General features: G+C 60.5%; 15 protein-coding genes and 1 pseudogene. 7 read left to right on the top strand and 9 right to left on the bottom strand.

Going from position 1 to position 17,733, the window contains the following annotated elements:
• The 6 genes from RMO15_RS05570 to RMO15_RS05545 form a co-directional block, all read right to left on the bottom strand.
• Positions 1–1,082, bottom strand: a 1,082-nt coding sequence (locus tag RMO15_RS05570) for a DUF1549 domain-containing protein (protein WP_309708966.1), incomplete at its 3' end; no start/stop codon positions are given.
• Positions 1,083–1,119: 37 nt separating this feature from the next.
• The gene (locus tag RMO15_RS05565; protein WP_309708964.1) at positions 1,120–1,467 is read right to left on the bottom strand and encodes a hypothetical protein; all 348 of its coding nucleotides are present in this window, start codon (positions 1,465–1,467) and stop codon (positions 1,120–1,122) included.
• A 148-nt stretch (positions 1,468–1,615) separates the two neighbouring features.
• Positions 1,616–2,602 carry a PEP-CTERM sorting domain-containing protein gene (locus RMO15_RS05560; protein WP_309708961.1) on the bottom strand — a complete coding sequence of 329 codons (987 nt, stop codon included), beginning with the start codon at positions 2,600–2,602 and terminating at the stop codon, positions 1,616–1,618.
• Complete coding sequence (locus tag RMO15_RS05555) at positions 2,602–3,723, bottom strand: PEP-CTERM sorting domain-containing protein (RefSeq protein WP_309708957.1); 1,122 nt, start codon at positions 3,721–3,723, stop codon at positions 2,602–2,604. The genes RMO15_RS05560 and RMO15_RS05555 overlap by 1 nt, the downstream gene beginning before the upstream one ends.
• Positions 3,720–4,394 (bottom strand): choice-of-anchor R domain-containing protein, encoded by a 675-nt coding sequence (locus tag RMO15_RS05550; protein WP_309708955.1) that lies wholly within the window; start codon positions 4,392–4,394, stop codon positions 3,720–3,722. Before RMO15_RS05550 ends, RMO15_RS05555 begins: the two co-directional genes overlap by 4 nt.
• A gap of 1 nt (position 4,395) precedes the next feature.
• A complete protein-coding gene (locus RMO15_RS05545) occupies positions 4,396–5,295 on the bottom strand; it encodes a PEP-CTERM sorting domain-containing protein (RefSeq protein ID WP_309708952.1) in 900 nt (299 codons plus the stop codon).
• Between the two features lie 123 nt (positions 5,296–5,418).
• Here RMO15_RS05545 and RMO15_RS05540 point away from each other — a divergent pair, with 123 nt between their 5' ends.
• Positions 5,419–6,870, top strand: a complete 1,452-nt coding sequence (locus RMO15_RS05540; protein ID WP_309708950.1) for an AAA-like domain-containing protein — start codon at positions 5,419–5,421, stop codon at positions 6,868–6,870.
• On the top strand, positions 6,867–9,995 hold the full coding sequence (locus RMO15_RS05535; protein ID WP_309708947.1) for an AAA-like domain-containing protein: 3,129 nt from the start codon (positions 6,867–6,869) through the stop codon (positions 9,993–9,995). The genes RMO15_RS05540 and RMO15_RS05535 overlap by 4 nt, the downstream gene beginning before the upstream one ends.
• A 25-nt stretch (positions 9,996–10,020) precedes the next feature.
• Here RMO15_RS05535 and RMO15_RS05530 read toward each other — a convergent pair whose 3' ends face one another.
• Positions 10,021–11,868, bottom strand: a complete 1,848-nt coding sequence (locus RMO15_RS05530) for a DUF255 domain-containing protein (RefSeq protein WP_309708943.1) — start codon at positions 11,866–11,868, stop codon at positions 10,021–10,023.
• A gap of 102 nt (positions 11,869–11,970) precedes the next feature.
• Between RMO15_RS05530 and RMO15_RS05525 the strand changes: the two genes are divergently transcribed.
• From RMO15_RS05525 to RMO15_RS05505, 5 genes are all read left to right on the top strand, one after another.
• Positions 11,971–12,420: a dimethylsulfonioproprionate lyase family protein gene (locus RMO15_RS05525; RefSeq protein ID WP_309708941.1), complete on the top strand. Its 450-nt coding sequence runs from the start codon at positions 11,971–11,973 to the stop codon at positions 12,418–12,420.
• Entirely contained in the window at positions 12,417–12,902 is a 486-nt protein-coding gene (locus tag RMO15_RS05520; protein ID WP_309708939.1) for a hypothetical protein, read from the top strand. Before RMO15_RS05525 ends, RMO15_RS05520 begins: the two co-directional genes overlap by 4 nt.
• A gap of 36 nt (positions 12,903–12,938) precedes the next feature.
• Positions 12,939–13,529: a hypothetical protein gene (locus RMO15_RS05515; RefSeq protein ID WP_309708937.1), complete on the top strand. Its 591-nt coding sequence runs from the start codon at positions 12,939–12,941 to the stop codon at positions 13,527–13,529.
• Positions 13,530–13,537: 8 nt separating this feature from the next.
• Complete coding sequence (locus RMO15_RS05510; protein ID WP_309708933.1) at positions 13,538–14,407, top strand: PQQ-binding-like beta-propeller repeat protein; 870 nt, start codon at positions 13,538–13,540, stop codon at positions 14,405–14,407.
• Positions 14,408–14,552: 145 nt separating this feature from the next.
• Entirely contained in the window at positions 14,553–15,560 is a 1,008-nt protein-coding gene (locus RMO15_RS05505) for an alpha/beta hydrolase-fold protein (RefSeq protein ID WP_309708931.1), read from the top strand.
• Positions 15,561–15,883: 323 nt separating this feature from the next.
• Here RMO15_RS05505 and RMO15_RS05500 read toward each other — a convergent pair whose 3' ends face one another.
• Together RMO15_RS05500 and RMO15_RS05495 are read right to left on the bottom strand one after the other, a co-directional pair.
• Positions 15,884–17,236: a sulfatase gene (locus RMO15_RS05500; RefSeq protein ID WP_309708929.1), complete on the bottom strand. Its 1,353-nt coding sequence runs from the start codon at positions 17,234–17,236 to the stop codon at positions 15,884–15,886.
• Positions 17,237–17,258: 22 nt separating this feature from the next.
• Positions 17,259–17,733, bottom strand: a pseudogene (locus RMO15_RS05495) (hypothetical protein); the annotation flags it as partial.

The following is a 17,733-nucleotide window of genomic DNA, read 5'->3' as shown; positions in this document are numbered from 1 at the left end:
CCCAGCCAAGTCGCCCCGGTCGTGCCCATACGGTCCACCATGGCGTAGTAGCGAAACTCCAGTGGGTCAATGCCGCCCTCTTCATTGAGCATCGTGTTGCGATGAAACCCCGTGGCGATCCTATCGTCGAGTGTGGCCCCGGGCAGTAAGTCCCCCGCGAGCTGCTTGACCGTGAACTGATCAAAAGGCATGTCAGCATTGAGCGCCTTAATCACCCAGTCCCGCCAGGGCCAGACTGTGCGCGGCTTGTCTTTTTCGTAGCCATTGGTATCGGCGTAGCGTGCCAGATCCAGCCACTTACGCGCCCAGCGCTCGCCATAGTGCGGTGAGGCCAGCAAGCGATCCACCAGTTTTCCATAGGCATCGGGGCGCGTGTCCTTGACAAACGCCTCGGTCTCCTCCAGCGTCGGCGGCAGGCCCGTTAAGTCCAAGCTCACACGCCGAATCAGCGTGTACTTATCTGCTTCCGGCTGGAGCGCCAGCCCCAACGGCTTGAGGCGAGCCGAAACGAGTGTGTCGATAGCACTCCCGGATTTTTGCCATCTCCCCTGGATGCTCGTTCCTCGCTCCGTCCCCTCTTCCCCTGTTTGCTCCTTCGTCGCGGGAAGAGGGGCAAGCGAAGCGGGGAGATACTTGCCCCTCTTCCTAGCGAGGGACGAGCGACTTAGGGAAGAGGGGGTGGCGAGGAACGAGCCGGGGGAGATGGCACTCACGGGCTTGACAAACGCCCAGTGCTTCTCGTACTTCGCGCCGCTGGCCACCCAGCGCTGAAGGATGCTCTTTTGCGTGGCGCTCAGCGGCTTGTTGGTGTGCGTGGGTGGCATCTGAAGCGCATCGCCGTTGGGCTTGGCAATCCGAGCCAGCATCTCTTTGAGCTTCACAGTGCCCGGCGACTGATCTAGCCGCAAGCCCGCCTCGCGCTTTTTATCGTCGGGGCCGTGGCACTTGAGGCAGTGATCCGCCAGAATAGGCCGGACTTCTCGGTTAAAATCCGGCACAAGCACTTTGCCCTTGGGCTGCGCAAGGGCAGCCGTTGCCACCAGTCCGGCCAGCGCCAAAAGTCCCACCGTCGTTCGTTTCATCTCAATAGAGGTTTCGACAACGGCAGGCACATTCCTTCTATTTCTTCGTCAGCCCACTCCTGCGCTCACTAACGGGAACAAAGCCCATCGCCTTGTAGAGAGCACCGTTGTCGCCTCCCACACTCAGATCGGCGCGGACACTCTTGGCGATATTGACCATTGCGGTACTCACCAGCATGTCACTCAGGTCGCGTGTCTCCTGCTCCCCGATCACCTGGCTGAGGAGTACCTCCAGCCGGGCACGGGAGTCCTGGGAGGGCTTACAAAGAGCCTTGAACTGCAAGAGGGTCAGTCCTCCAAAGGTCGAGTTGGGAGCATGGGTCTCCCAGGCGGTTAAAAACTGCGCGTATTTATCCTCAATCACTTGAGGGGATCGCTTAGGCATCTCTTTATTCTCCAGATTTAGTAGCATACTGCACGATTGCAGTCACTTATCCTAAGACACCTGCCGCTGTATTTTGTTGCGCAAAGAGAGGTATTAAAAAACAAGAGAGGGGACTGCTATCCCCCCTCGTATACTTGAATAATACGTGCTAGTTTTTGCGCCGCTGCCTGCGAACACCCAGAATCAGTGTTCCACCGAGTGCGAGAAGGCCCAGCGTGCCAGGTTCGGGGGCAGCAGAGGCGGCGGAGACGTAGCTGATGACGATGCGCCCATTGCCCCCGCTACTGCCCGAGCTTCCTCCACTCCCGATCCCAGGACTATAGTCAGGGTCGGAAGTCCCTCCTGGGGCAGTGCCGGTCGTTAACCCTGGAAATCCTGCCTCGCTCGCCCCACTGCTCGTCAGGTTGTCCAAGAACGATGACCCGCCGCCAGCAGCGCCATTTGTATTGATTGTAAAGGGGAGATGCCCTGTACCACCGCCACCAAAGTAGCCGCCACCACCACCGACGGCTCCCGAACCACCTTGGAACCGCCCCCCACTCTCTCCGGGCGTCCCCCCAAACCCGCCCGCTCCTCCCGAGGTCTGTGTCCCCCCTCCACCGCCTCCAAAAGAGCTCATTCCCCCCGCTACCAAACCACCTTCTCCTCCACCAAAATACGTCGTTGTCGCTACAGAGCCCATCATGGGATCAAAGCTCATATCAACCCTGGCCCCACCTCCGCCTCCACCTGCGGCTGTCACTAGCTCATCGGAGATGGCTATCATGTCCGCACTGAGGCGAATGGCCGAACGTCCCCCTCCTGCTCCTCGGCCATTACTATTAGCTCCTCCTCCAAAGCCTCCCATGCTTGTACTGTGAGAGCCTCCCCCCGCCACGAGAACCGTGAGCAGGGTACCAGGAGTGACAGCAAGGTTCCCTGTGACAAATGCCCCGGAGCCGCCCGCCACACCACCGCCCCCCCCCCAGAGCTTAACCGTCAGACTGGTTACCCCTGAAGGAACAACAAATGTGCTAAGAGTACCTGTGTAAGCAAATACCACCGTGGTCTGTGCGTGTGCCATCTGTGGTGAGAGAGGGAGGATAGCAATACCAAGCATTGCGAGGGCGGGGAAGTGGGTGCGAGGAATTTTCACTAGACTCGTCTCCGTCGCGCAATGGCACAAATTCCCCCCAGAGCGCCTCCGAGTGCAAGAAGCCCAAGAGTGGCGGGTTCTGGAGCGGCGGAAGAGATACCGCTGGATTTCCAGAGGAGGGCATGGCTATTTCCCAGTGAGTCGTAGCCCGTGCCGACAATATCGCCGTTGCTGTCTATGCCATATGCTTTCGAGGAGAGAAAGGTAAGCGGGAGACTGGAGAGATAACCATGCAAGTCTACGACGCTACCCGCTGAGCCCATCCAGAGTAGCGCGTGATCCTCACCACCGGTTGCAATCCCCGAGCCATAGCCGACTTGAAAGCTCCCTGAAACTCCCAAAGCCGTACAGTCCGTAAAGCCTACGGGGTTCAGGCTCGTTATCGCGCTGGTGCTGAGATCCCAAAGCAGTGCATGGCCATCGCCTAGATTGCTCAGACCAGATCCCACAGCCTGAGTGCCATCAACGGCATAGGCACGGCTCTCAATATAGCCGCTTGAGGGGTGCAGATCAACGGCGCTCGCAGCAGTCCCACTCCAAGCGAGTGCACGTGTATCGAACGTGCCGAATTGTTCACCATAGCCCACCTGCGTCCCCCCAGAAACCCCAAATGCCTCACTCCGCTCAAAACCTGTCGGATGTAGATCAACGGCGCTCGCAGCAGTCCCACTCCAGAGCAGAGCGTGTGAGTTGCCCGTAACGGATTCGTCGCCCGATCCTACCTGGCTAGTCCCTGAGACACTCTTCGCATAAGAATTTAAAAAACCTGTCGGATGTAGATCAACGACACTCGCGGCCGTCCCGCTCCAGAGCAGAGCATGTACGCTACCACCAAGCTGGCCGCGCCCCACTTGTGTGCTCCCAGAGACAGCATTGACGCTACTGCTAGAAAAGCCTGTAGGGTGCAAGTTCACAAAGCTAGATGCCGTCCCACTCCAGAGAGCAGCGCGATCAATCCCTATGAAATCCACTGCTCCCCCCTGGGTTCCTCCTGCGATACTAGAACCATAGGCATTTATGGCATCTGTTGGGTCCAAGAGCGAGGCAGTGTACTGTCCACGCACAGTGGAGACAGTACTTAGAAGCACTAGCATTACCCCGAGAGTATTTTTTAGGTTCATTTTTGCTTTTCTTTCCCAGCGCCGCAACGCCTCCGCGTAAACACCAGCACTCCTCCAAGGGCAAGAAGCACGAGCGTGCCCGGCTCCGGCGCGGCGGCGGCGACCCCAGACAGCTCGAAGAGGTAGTAGTTGCTGCCTCCACCCGCCCCCACGGACCAGGTGGCTGCATTGTCGAGGCTCTCCGCATAGAAATCCTCGGCATCACCCGCCAGACCATCGTTGATGCCGCCGCCGTCGGCAAAGAACCAGCCCAGCGTGCCCGTATTGCTCGGACTTGTCGCCCCCAGCACCAGCCAGTAGGTGCCGGGAGTCAGGGTGACACTCAGGTTGGTGAAGGTCGCCACCTCAAAAGAACCTCCCAGAGGCGTGTAGAACGGGAAGATATCCGTATCGAGGAGAGTGTCGGGTACCCCTGCCAGGTCCGTAAAGATAGAGAGATCGGCATCACGCGTCCCGGTGAAGAGAAGAAGCTGAGCGGAGGTAATGTCCCAGGTGCCCGTGGTGATCGTGAAGCGCTGCCCCAGAAGATAGTCATTATCAGCGATAGTGTCGTGGTCAAACGGAACCGGTGAGGTGGCAGTGCCCACCAGCAGAGTCTGTGCCTGTACAGGCCCGATACCCACGGTCAGAAGAAGCGCGGCAAGCGCTCCCAGAAAGCTTTTTCGCCTCATCTTAGCCCTCTTTCTTCGCGCTTCGGCGGCGGGCGATCACCAACATGCCCCCGAGCACAAGAAATGCCAGCGTTCCCGGCTCCGGCGCAGACGTGACGGAGAAGCTATCGAAGTAGGCACGCTCCGGCGTGGTCGTGTAGGGGGCACCATCAGGAGCCTGCCCTCCAAGCCCGACTCCCGCCAGCGTTGAAGTGAACGTAATGTCGTTTCTCAAGGGGAGATTCTGCATCGAGCTAATCGGAAATCCATTGAGCGCGACACTCATGGTATTGGTGAAAAAGTTCACGGAGAGCTTGTAGGTGGCCCAGTTATCGTAGCCTATGGGCGTAAAGGGGCCGAGTCCGTAGAGACTCGCCCCCGAGCCCGCAACAAGAATGCCCTGATAGAAACCCAGAGACGCAATGCGTGCGCTATTCTGGTCTATTATTGTCACCCCCCACTGCCCCACCTGAGCACTTGCCCCAGAGACACGCATGTCAAAGTTAAAGTCATAGACCCGGTTGACCGTCGAGAGAGGAAGTCCTTTAAATGCCGTAGAAAGCCTCTGATTCGCCACAGCCCCATCTACCTTGAGAGCCTGTGTCCCGCTACGTACCACACCGCTCTGCACGGTAGCACTGTTTACAGAGGCCTCATAGTTGATGATACTCTGCGGGATATTGCCCGGAATATCCTCCCAGGCCAGCCCCCACTGATCCGCTGGCGAAGCGGCAAGGGCTCCGGGAACCGTGGTGAAGGGAGCTCCCGTGTAGAAGTTGGGGATAGTGGCGGTCGCAGTCGTGCTGAATGTCGGTGCCTCGAAGCCCGTCGAGTAGATTACGGTGGCCTGCGCGTGAGCAAGCGTGGAGAGAGTTACCATCAAAGCGGTAAGGGAAAGTCGAGAAACAAGACGAGAAATCATGCTTAAAATACTCCTGCCCCCAGCCTAGCCCCCTTACCTTAAAAGTCACGTAAATTTACGGTGCCTCTTGCCATAAATTTCTCAGAGGAAATTTAAGGCAAGAGGGTAAAATTTAAGGCAATAATGCAGACTCGGATCGAGATACTAGGGCGACTGCGGGTTCGTTTACCCGATGGCAGTAGTGTGGAGCACTTCGCCACCCGGAAGGCAGCGGCGCTTCTCGGGTACCTGGCACTCTTTCCGGGGCGTGCCCACCTGCGTGAGCAGCTTACGGAGGTCTTCTGGCCCGAGGTCGAGCCTGCCAGCGGACGCAATAGCCTCAATGTGGCGCTGAACTCTCTGCGCCCCCATCTGGGAGAGGCCCTGGTAACGGATCGGGTCTATGTCCAGCTTCGCACCGAGCAGCTCACGACCGACTTGGCCGAGGCCCTCGCCTCCAAGAGAAGCTTTGCACCAGACACACTCTTAGCAGGCTTTTATGATGACTTTGTGATCGCCGAGCGGGAGCGCCTGAAGGCACAGCTTGGCTCCCTTCTGCAAAATTGGGCCTTCCCTGTCAGCGATGCACGGCAGGTTATGCCAGGCGGTGCCGTGCCGCTGGAGGCAAGTTTTTATATCGAGCGCACTACCGATGGTGCGCTACGGGATGCCTTACGTCGTAGCGACTCGACAATCTTACTCAAGGGCGCCCATGAGGTTGGCAAGACTAGCCTGCTGGCACGCGGCGCAGAGACGGCTCGGCGAAGTGGGGCACGCGTGGCGCTCACCGATCTCTCAACTCTGCCCAGCGAGAGTGCGCAGAGCTTTTTTCGCGCCCTAGCCACCTCCCTCTCCGATGAGCTTGCACTAGACGAGACTCCCGAGACACTCTGGAGCGAGGCGCGTAGCCCCGCAATGAACCTGGAGCGCTTTGTACGCCGCGCCGCGCTAGAGACAAGCCAGACGACACTGGTCTGGGTACTCGACGAAGTAGATCGCCTCTTTGAGTTGCCCTTTGGCCCCGATCTGTTTCGGCTCTTCCGCTCCTGGCACAACCGCCGCTCGCTGGAGCCTCATGGCCCGTGGAGCTACCTGACCCTCGTGATCGCCTACGCCACCGAGGCGCAGCTCTTTCTCACCGACCTGCACCAGTCGCCCTTTAACGTTGGAACGCGGCTGACTCTCTCGGACTTCACGCTGGAGGACACTGCGGAGCTCAACCGGCGCTTTGGCTCGCCCTTGGTTAGCTCCGAGGAGCTTCTGGCGCTGCGTGAGTGGGTGGGTGGGCAGCCGTACTTAAACCATCTGGCCTTCCACGCCCTCTCCGATGGCCTCCCGCTGACCGAGCTTCTGGCACAAGCGCTCAACCCCGAGGGGCTTTTTGGAGGGCACCTGCGCCGCCTGAGTGCGTCTTTGCTGCGCAGCCCCGGCCAGAGCGCCGCGATCAAGAGCCTGCTAGAGGGCAATCAAACCCTCAGTCAGGAGCTGTTCTACCGCCTCCGCGCCGCCGGACTCCTCGCCGGGGACTCGTCGAGCGAGGCCCGCTTCCGCTGCCGCCTCTACCGCGACTGGCTCCTCAGGAACGCCGAGCCATGAGTGCTGCCGCACCGTTCTTTGTGACGGGGGGGACGCTTTCAGCCGATGCGCGGAGCTATATCGCGCGGCCCGCAGACCGTGCGCTTCTGGAGGCGCTACAAGGCGGGGCGTTTTGCTACGTGCTCAACACGCGCCAAGTCGGCAAGTCGAGCCTGATGATCCGCACGGCCCATGCTCTGCGGGAGCGTGGCGTGACGAGCGTGGTCTTAGATATCACAGCGGGCGGCTTTAACCTGACACCTGAGGCCTGGTACGATGGCCTGCTCTTACAGCTCGCCGAGCAGCTGGCGCGGTTTCTCAAGCGCCCCGAGCTGGAAGAGACATTAGAAACGGCGTTTGCGGCCCGGAGCCAGCTTGGGGTGGCGCAGCGCTTCTTTCATGTGCTAGAGCAGGTCGCGCTCCCCGCAACGGGCGAGCAAGGGCTGACGGTCTTTGTGGACGAGATCGACGCGGTGCGCCTGCTCCCTTTCTCGGTGGATGAGTTCTTTGTGGGAATCCGAGCCTTCTACAACCGCCGTGCGGAGAGAGCGGAGCTGGCGCGGCTGACGTTTTGTCTGGTAGGGGTGGCGACTCCTAACCAGCTGATCGAAAACCCGCTGGTCTCCCCGTTTAATATCGGCAAGAAGATCACGCTCACGGACTTCACCCTCACCGATGCGACACCCCTCGCGGCGAGCCTTCCCGGCGGCACGGCGGCGCTGGAGCGGGTGCTTTACTGGACCGGCGGGCATCCCTATCTGACGCAGCGGCTCTGTGCATGGCTTGTGGAGATGGGCAGCAGCGTGGACGAGGCAGTGACCAGCCTCTTTTTCACCCATGCGGCCCGTGAGAGTGACGACAACCTTGCGTTTGTGGCCACACGCCTGCTCCGTGGCGAGGACGATCTCGCGGCCTTGCTCGATCTCTACGACAAGGTGCGACGCGGAAAGCGGGTCGCCGACGATCCGACATCGCCGCTCTGTGACACGCTCCACCTCGCGGGGATTGTCCGCTCCCAGAACGATGGCACGCTCGCGGTTCGCAACCGAATCTATGCACAGGTATTTGATCTGGCCTGGGTGCGTGAGAACCTCCCCGACGGTGAGTTGCGCCGCCAGCGTGCCGCGTTCCGGCGTGGTGCCTTACGAACTGGAGCCCTGGCGGGAGGCGTTCTGACCGCCATGAGCGGGCTCACTGCCTGGGCACTTCTCAGTGCCCGCCGCGCCGACGACGCCGCGTTGCGTGCCGACCGTGAGGCCGGGAGTGCCTTGCGGGCAGGGCGTATCGCCGTGGCATCCCAGCAGATCGCTGATCAGAACCGCTTGCTGGCCCAAAAAAATCAGATCCGCGCCGAGCTTCTCGCCGAGCAGCGGGCTAAGGCGCTCACCGAGAAAGAGCAGGCTCTGCGCGAGAAAGAGCAGGCACTTCAGGCAAAAGAGGCCGCCCTTAAAGATCGTGAGGCAGCGCTGGTTGCGGAGAAAGCGGCGCGTGGAAAGGCAGATCAGGCGACTCGGTCCGCGCAGACCAACCTGGGACGCGTCGAGCTCTCTCTGGCACTACGGGCGCTAGGCAACCAGGAAACAGAAGCGGCACAGGAGCACCTTGAGGCAGCTCTGCAACAGGGAAAGCTAACCGAAGAGCAGCGACAGACCGCTCTCTTCTGCCAGAGCGCTTTGCAGCGCTGTGCGCCCCGGCTCGTCCGGAAAATCGCCTGCCACGACACTGTCTGCAACCTTCTCTACTCCTCAGATGGTCGCCAGATCGCGATTGGTACAGCCGGTGGCAGGGTGGAGGTCTTCGAGACGGCCACGGGCAAGCGGGTAATGGGGCCTTTCTTTCAGGGAGCTGGTATCTCCGCCCTCGCATTTCTCTCCCAGGAGCGGCTCGCCTCCGCAGGCAACGACAGCAAGATCCACCTCTGGCCCACACGGCCTGGCACGGTTCCCCTTCTCCACACGGACACGAAGGATACGATCTATAGTCTGACTCCCAGCCGCGATGGGACTCGCCTGATCTCCAGTGGCCGAGGCGGCTGTGTGGTCTGGGATACAAGTACCCACCGGGAGGTTAGCCGTATCTGGGACGACGATATGGGGGGGCGCTGGACGGCACAGAAGCCCTCGCTCATTTCTACCGCTTTTGTGGCACGCTTTACCAATCCGCAAGAGACTCAGCTTGCCTTTGGGGCCTACGGCTATGTCTGCAATATCGCCGATGTAGCCACCGGGAAGATGATCTCCGGCTTTGGCCCCCCTCTGGGCTCTCCTAAAGCGGCCCCGGACTGGATCTACCAGTTTGTTGCCTCGCCTGAGCCAGGGATATTTGCACTCGTAGGCCACTACCGGGAGTCTCCGGGCAATGGGGGAGCCTGCCTCTACAACCTCGGCACAGGCAGAGCCGTCTCCCCGCAGATGACCTCCGACCACCTCCCACGGGTCGGGAGCTTCAGTCCCAGTGGCAAGATCCTGGCTCTCGGCGACGAGGGGGGGAATCTCCAGCTCTGGGAGCCCTACACCGCAAAACCGCTCACGGCCCCCACGCGCCTCTTTTCCACCCCACGCATTATCGGTCAGCTTGCCTGGCTCCCCGACAGCGACCGGCTCCTCGTTCAGACCATTGAGGGCACTACTGTCTTCTGGAGCACGCAAGAGAAGCGCCTCGTTACCACGCGCTTTCGTGACTGCTTAAATGCCTCCCTCTCGCCCGATAAAGCTCAAGTGGCGACATGTGATGCTCAGGGGAGTCTCTCGCTCTGGAGCATTCCCAAGCGCCCTCTCGCATCTCTTTTGCGCATTACCTCCTCGGCCATAGGCCTGGACAGTGAGCAGGTTGCTCTGGATACCTATGCCTGGAGCCTCTGGCTGGACAACCCGCAAGAGAGTGGCGTGGTCATTGATATTGAAAACCGTCGCATCCTCCGCCAGACCCAGACCGCCAGTAGCCCCATCGCGGCGAGTCTCAGCCCTGAGGGGCGCTTTCTGGGAGTCTGGAGCAACGGCGCTGCCCTCGTCTGGGATCTGCAGCAGCGCAAGCAGGTCAAGCAGATACTATTCTGGAAGCCGGGCAAGAGTCGCCTGAGTTGGAAAAAAAACAGAGCCGTCGTTTCGCATGACAACGACTCTGAACAGAGTATCGCGCTTCCCTGAACCATGAGGAAGCATATTCCAAAAACTACGCCTCGGCGGCTTCCTCACCCTCATTCCCCATTAGGGCGCTTAGATCGGGCATTCCGGCCATGGTTGGAGCGGCGTTCTGGATTGTCTCGATGAGGATTTCCGCATCCACGGTGGGCGCAAGCGCATCGGTGGCGACCATGATGTGCGCCGTCGGCTGCTCGGGAGTGGGGTAGCCTAGGTTCTCGATATGGGTTGCGTCATCCTCGTTCGACGGATCAAGGGGCTGGATGAACTTCTCATACCGGTAGGTCTTGTGCGCCGCCTGGAGCAGTGCCTGTGTCCGAGGATCGCTTGTGGCACCGACGATATGCACCAGAACAGGGGGAAGCACGGCGCGCTCGATGGCTAGCGCCATGCTCGCTCCAAAGAAGCCCATGTTGGGTGCGGCGGGCTGGAAGGCTTGCAAGATCCGCTGGGCCAGCTGCGCGTGCTCGGTCTCGCCGGTAGCGAGAAACAAGCGCAGGAGCGAGTCGGCAAAAAGCATGTTGTCGGCGACATCGCGGCTGCCCACTTTGAGGTTCCCTAGGGAGCTAGGACGCACGGGTGCATCGAAGAGGCCGCCTGTTTCGGGGGACTCTAGGTGCCCACGGCTCCAGTTGGCGATCTCTTCGGCGCGATCCAGGTACTTCACTCCCTGTCCCGCTTCGTAGAGGTCTAAGCCTGCAGCGACTAAGTCGGCGGCATCCGCGAGCATGCCGGTGGGAATCTCGCCGACATCTTCGCCTTCGGCAGCCTGGAAGTGGGTCGGGCAGCCATCATCTGTCACCAAGTGCTCCAGCAGGTAGTCCATGACACGACAAGCCTGGGTCAGTGCCTCGGTCTCGCCGGTGACCTGCCACCAAGCTACCAGAGCGCGAACGGCCACGGCATTGGCTCCCGTGAGAATGGTCTCGTCCACTGCGGGCGGGTTCCACTCGGCGCGCTCTTCCAGCGGCTGTGAGTAGTACTCGCCATCAGCAAACTGCGAGCCGCCGAAGACCCCGAGATCCTCAAACCAGAGCTGAGCGCGCAGATAGTCGAGCCCCTTCTTCGCCGCCGTCTTGAGCGACTCATCGCCCAGCAGGCTGTAGCCACGGCAGAAGAGACGCACTAGCGCGGCGTTGTCTTCGAGCAGCTTCTCGACCTGCGGGTTGCGCCAGTCGGGGGTCTGGGCATAGCGGAAGAACCCGCCACTGCCTTCGTCCACCAAGCCTCCCTCAGCGATTCCCTTAAACGTGCGGTCCAAGATCAGCTTCAGGTCGGCATCGGAGTGTCCCATGCGAACGGTGCGGGAGTACTGCTCCATTACCAGCTCGGTGACTTCGTTCTGCGGGAACTTCTGGCCGTTGTGCCCGAAACCGCCAAAGGCGAAGTCAAACTCGAACTTGGCCCCGAGCAGAACACCAAACGGGATATTGGGGTCTACGGGAAGGTTGTGATCCAGTGGCGGCGCGGCGTGCTGCTGCTGGAGCTGCTCACGAAGCCCGGCGACATGCTGAGCGATCCCGGCCTTCTCGTGGCGGTAGGAGTTGAGCACCTGCGGCAGGAGCTGTGCCATGCCATCGGGTGGCACACTGGTTCCTCCCCAGAGAACATCGCCCTCGCCAGTCAGCACACAGGTCGTGGGCCAGCCGCCTTGGGTGTAGCGCGCGTTCACATCGGGGCGCTTGTCCGAGTCCACACGAACGGGGATCACGTTGTCATTGATATACTGGGCGAGGGCTTCGTTGCCGTAGGTATTCTCGTCCATCGCCGCACAGTACTGACACCAGGTTGCGGTGATCGAAAGCAATATTGGCTTATCCTGCGCACGGGCCTCCGCAAACGCCTCTTCACCCCAGGTACGCCACTCCACTTGACTCATAATTTTAATTCCGTTTGGTCAAAATTTTAGGGAGCACGTCCACAAGACAAACGCTCCCCCAACGAGTGAGTATACCATGCAGAATCGGGTATTCTCTGCAACATGAATATTGCTGATCTAAACGAAATCGCCGGTCGTCGCTACCCGGCTCAGCGCTGGACCCGTAACCTCGTGGGTGGGGTCTCTCCGATCCAGTGCGAGAACTTTGCCCTAGGTTACGTGATGCTAGAGCCAAATGGTGGCCAAGTGCCCTGGCACAACCAGGAACAAGAGGAAGTCTATTTTATCGTCGAGGGTGAGGGCGAGATGTGCCTGGGCGAGGAGCGACAGGCCGTTTCGTCAGGCCAGTGTGTCTACATTCCCCCCACGGTGTTCCATCAGCTCACCAACACGGGCAGCACCCCGATGGTCATGGTCTACGCCTACGGCCCGGCGGGCGATGTGGCGCACTGGAAACAAGAGCTAGAGGGCACGCTCCCCCGCGCCGGAGTGGATGTCCCAGCCCTCCCCGAAGGCGCAGCCCCGCAGTGCACCGAAAAGCCCCAATCATGAGTCTGAGTCACGGATTTTCAAGCGAGGCCATTGCCCACGCCAAGGCAGCCCTAGAGCGCGGCAATGGCACGATGGCGCAGTTCTCTCACCCCGAGCTGGGCGGCAGTGGGCAGTGGATGCCAGGGATGGTGATGATCGGTGATGCGTTTAACCAGGCGCTTAAAGCCCGCGTGCTGGCCCTCTTCACCGAGCTGGCCAGCCTGCCCCAAACCGCACCAGCGTCCCAAAACACAAGCACTGCAAGCACTTCCTGGTGGCCAGAAGCGCTGGGGAAGCCGTCGCAGTCGGGCGGGCAGAACGCCCTGGCTTATGCCTACTTCCCCGCGTCTCACTGTCTCGCCGTGCGCCGGGGAAGCACCGTCACGCTCCACGACACCCGCGACCACTCTGTCACCGGCATCAGCGCCCAGAACGACCAGCTCACGGTGCAGACAGCTACAGGGCACTCGTTTCTCGCTGAGATGCTCCCCCGAAAAGCGTAGTTTTACCAGCAGCACTAACTCAGACGATACAGAATCATGCGTTTTGTGATCCCTGATCTCGACGATCCGATGGCCCATCCCAAGTCTGTGCGACGCGCCGTCGCTCAGCGCCGCGATGCCGTGTTTCAAGAGTGGCGTGCGCATTGTGATGCCCTCCGCCCTACTTTATCCCCCGATCTCGTCTGGCTTTTAGAGTTTTCTCTGGATGATGCTCTCCCACGCTTCCTCAAGATTGACCAGGTAAACAAGACACTGACCCTTGGCCTTTTGGTCGGTGACCTTCAGCGGGGCTACTTCGAGACGAGCCTTCACTACCAGGGAATCACTCTCTCCCCAATGGAGACGCAGATTCTTTGTCTGCTGGTCAGTGACGACAACAACGAGGTTGCTTGGGGAGAGCTCGACCGTGCCCCCTCAGGAACCTTTACTCACTGTCTACGCTGGAGAACCAGGGTCGAAACAGGACGAGTACCTGATGTTGTCACCTACTTTCTCGATGTTGATACCATCGTCCGTTTCACCGATTTTTCTCTGGAACTCAAGCCCCGAGAAGATAGAACACTTCGTCCCCACAAAGAGCGCATTCGCATTGCCCCTGACCCAAATTTCATTGAGGGCTTGTGTTAAAATGCCGTATGCGACAAGAACCAATCACGCACGCCTTCTTTGCTGCAGGTGGTGCAACCTATATCCGCTCTGGTAGCGGGCAGATTCTCTGGGAGTTCCCTCACGCGACCCGCGACGGCTGGGTGCTGGGCAATGGCAACGTTATTTTGGCCCTCAATAAGAGCGCCAAGTACCCCGGCGGCGGGATCGCCGAGGTGGACAAAAGTGGCAAGGTGCTCTTCGACTGGAAAGGCACACAGTCTGAGGTGAACACGGTACAGGACATTGGCAAGGGCCGCCTGCTCTGCACCGAGGCGGGCAACAAGCCGCGTATCTTGGAGATCGATAAAAAATCCGGCGAGATCAAGCTTGAAGTCCCGATTCAGGCACAGACCAAAGACCACCATCTCCAGACCCGCATGACTCGCAAGCTAAAGAACGGCAACTACCTGGTGCCGCAGCTCTTGGACAAGATGGTGCGCGAGTACAATCCCAAAGGCGAGATTGTCTGGGAGGCCAAGACCCCCAACTGGGAGAACCCTGACTTCCGTAGCTGGGCCTTCACCGCAATTAGGCTCGACAACGGCAACACGCTCACGGGCTGCACGATAGCAAACCTGACGGTCGAGTTCGACAAGACGGGAAAAATTATCTGGTCGGTGAGCAACGATGAGCTGGAAGGCCGCCCCTTCAACGACTGCTGCGGTGTCCAGCGCCTGCCCAATGGCAACACGGTGGTCACGGCGCACCACGCACAGGGTAATGAAGTGAAGCTGGTGGAGATCACCCGCGAGAAGAAGATTGTCTGGACCCACCGCGACACCAGCAAGCCGGGGATTCACCACTTCCAAATCCTCGACACCAACGGCAAGCCCCTCAAAGGCCGCTCGCTGAAGTAGTCTATTTTTTGCCTCCCGGCTCGCTTAGGCTCGCCACCCTCCGGCTTCGCGAAGGGTTTACAGTGCAGTACGAGAGGCACGCACCATAACTTCCCTCTTCGCGAAGCCGGAGAGGGTCGCGCGCTAAAGCGCGGGGAGAGGAAAAATGAACAACGTACTTTTAACGGGCCTCTTGGCCCTTGGCCTGCTGGGCCCGCAGGCTCCCGCACCCGTGATCGACATCACGGGCTTCAAGCCCTACGGCTACGGCCTACGAGATGGTAACTACGTGATCGCCCCCATGTACATCAATGCGCCGGAGCTGACGGCGCAGGAGAGCGTGCCCAAGGGCAAGGTCTCCGAGTTTATTGTCAAGTCCACCGATAGTCCGCTCTTTCCGGGGATCGCCAAGAACAAGCCCGGTGAGATCGTCCCCTACGAGCGGCGCTGCTGGGTCTATGTCCCGGCGCAGTACCAGCCTGGCAAGCCCGCGCCGCTACTGGTCACCCACGATGCGATGGGGCGCGGCGAGCTGCCGACGATTCTGGACAACATGATCGCGGCCAAGCGCCTCCCCGCGATGGTGGTGGTCTTTATCAGCTCCGGCGGCGGCGATGCGCAGGGCAGTGAGCGCGGCTTGGAGTACGACACGGTCTCGGGCAAGTACGCCGAGTACATCGAGACGGTGATCCTGCCGCGGGTGAGCAAGGACTATGGTGTCACGTTGAGCAAAGACCCGGATGCCCGTGCGACGATGGGCTGTAGCTCGGGCGCGGCGGCGGCGTTCTCCATGGCCTGGTTCCGCCCCGATCTCTACCACCGGGTGATTAGCTACTCGGGGACCTACGTGGACCAGCAGTCGCCCAAGAACCCCGAGTCGCCGCGCGGTGCGTGGGAGTACCATGCGAGCATTCTTCCCAAAGAGAAGCGCAAGCCGCTGCGTATCTGGATGCACGTGAGTGAGAACGACCTGCGCTCCAAAGACCCGGAGGAGACGCTCCATAACTGGGTGATGGCCAACGACCGGATGGCGCGTGTCCTGAAGGCGAAAAAATACCCCTACCAGTTTGTCTTCTCCAAAGAGTCCGGCCACTGCGATGGCCGCGTCGAGCGCCAGACCCTGGCCCAAGCGCTGGAGTTTGCCTGGAAGGGTTATAAGGATCGGGGGCGATAGCTCGCCCGAACCCACCCGGCCACTCGCACCACTCGCGTCCACCCTCCCTGCCGCAGGGAGGGTCGGCGCAATGAGGAACGAATGAAGCCGGGGTGGGTTCCGATAAAAGCTAGCCGGAACAATCCCATGCCCCAGATCACCCTTGACCTGAGCGATGAAGCCTACGCCCTGCTTCCTGTTCCGAGTCATGAATGCCCCGTCTGTGAAGTGCACGGCCCTCCGGGCCTAGTTCGGTAGGTTCGAAGAACCACGCATTCTGAAGACGGGGCGTTCACGCTCCCGTCATGTCGATGGAGTTCGTCAGGTCTGCTTAAACGCCGTTTTCAACCGGCGGCTCTTCCGACGGGGCGGACTCCCTTGCCAATGCGCTCGGGGCCGTCGCCGAGCTCTTCGCGGGCTTGTTCGGCGAGGGCGAGGAGGCGTTTGAGAACCTCGGGGTGCTGGGCGGCGAGGTCGGTGGTCTCTCCCGGATCGGCGACTAGGTCAAAGAGCAGCGGGCGGGTGATCTTGGCCATCTTATAGCTCACGGGCTTGCCGCCCCGCGCGGTCTCGGGGTACGGGCCGAGGCTGCGGTACGACTGCGGGAGCATGACCTTCCACTTCCCCGAGCGCACGGCCTGGAGCTCGTTGCTGTTGTAGTAGAAAAAGTACGCCTCCTGCGGGCTCTTGGCACGGGTGTCTCCACTCAGCAGTGGCCAGATGTCTTTGCCGTCGAGCTTGTTCTTGGGCAGCGGCGCACCGGTCAGCTTGGCGATTGTCGGCAGAAGGTCAATGGTCATCGCGGGCTCGGTAATCACGCTCCCCGGACGGATATGCCCCGGCCAGCGGGCGACAAAGGGCTCGCGGACGCCGCCGTCCCAGCAGGTGCCCTTGCCCTCGCGCAGCGGCCCCGCGCTCCCGGCGTGCTCGCCGTAGCTCAGCCAGGGGCCATTGTCTGACGTAAAGATCACCAGGGTGTCGCGCTCGACGCCGGTTCGTTTTAGCGCCGCGAGGAGCTGGCCCACGGAGTCGTCGAGCTCCTCGATCACATCACCAAATGCCCCGCGCTTGGAGCGCCCGATCCACTTCTTGCCGGGAGCGAGCGGAACGTGCGGCATGGCGTGGGCGAAGTAGAGAAAGAACGGTTTCTTACCCGCGTGCTTCTCGATAAAGCCCACGGCGCGATCCGTGTAGCGCTGCATGAGTGTGCCCATCTGCTCGATATTCTCGATGGTCTGCACGGGTTTTTCACCGTCCATGAGCGGCAGCGGTGGATAGGCACGCGGCGTGTCCGGGTGGCCCGGCCACATGTCATTGGAGTACGGCAATCCCAGCCACTCGTCGAAGCCATGGCGGGTCGGGTTGAACTCCGGCAGGTGCCCCAGGTGCCACTTGCCCACCATCGCCGTCGCAAAGCCCTTCGCCTTCAGCACCTGCGGCAGAAGTGTCTCTCTATCGCTAATCCCGATCTTCGCACCCGGTCCCAGCGCCCCCTGAATCCCCACCCGCCCCGAGTAGCACCCCGAGAGCAGCGCCGCCCGGCTAGCTGAGCACACGGGCTGCGCGACATAGAAGTCCGTAAAACGCACGCCGTCGCGCGCCAGAGAGTCAATGTGCGGCGTCCGAATGTCTTTGGCACCAAAGCAGCCCACATCGGCATACGCGAGATCGTCGGCGAAGATCAGAACGATATTCATGGGCGCATTTTACCTGAGGCCGCTACTCAACAGAGTGCGTGTTGTCGTCGTGCTCTCGGTCTAGCAGGTGGTAGGCGGGATCGACGGTGATGTGGCGGGGAGCAAACTCCGTTTCAAAGACGAGGGTCTGACGGGGCTGCTGGAGCGTGGCGCGGAGTGTGACGGCTTCCTCACCGGTCCAGAGTGTCGCAAAGACAATGTCATGAAGGGGCGCGGGAGTCTCGTTGCCCTGGCCGTCGGAGAAGACTTTCTTAGCCGTCACTACCACCTCAGTGCGCCAGCGCTTCTTGCTGAGCTGCTTTTTCTTGACCGAGACGACTTTCAGATCACAAAGCGTAATCTTCTCAAAAAGCTCCGTGATCCGTGTTTTATGAGCAGGTAAGTTCGTCTTGAGGTTCTCGACCAAGTTAGCCGCCGTGGGGTACGGCGGCTCTTTGAACGCCAGCACTTTTAAGTAGCTGCTGAGCACCTTGTCAAAGTGCTCCCCGGCGAGCCAG

This window comes from Armatimonas sp. (assembly GCF_031410135.1).
In the GTDB taxonomy this organism is placed as follows: domain Bacteria; phylum Armatimonadota; class Armatimonadia; order Armatimonadales; family Armatimonadaceae; genus Armatimonas.
Note: the sequence above shows the minus strand (reverse complement) of the source record. Positions and strands in the feature narration are given on the sequence as shown.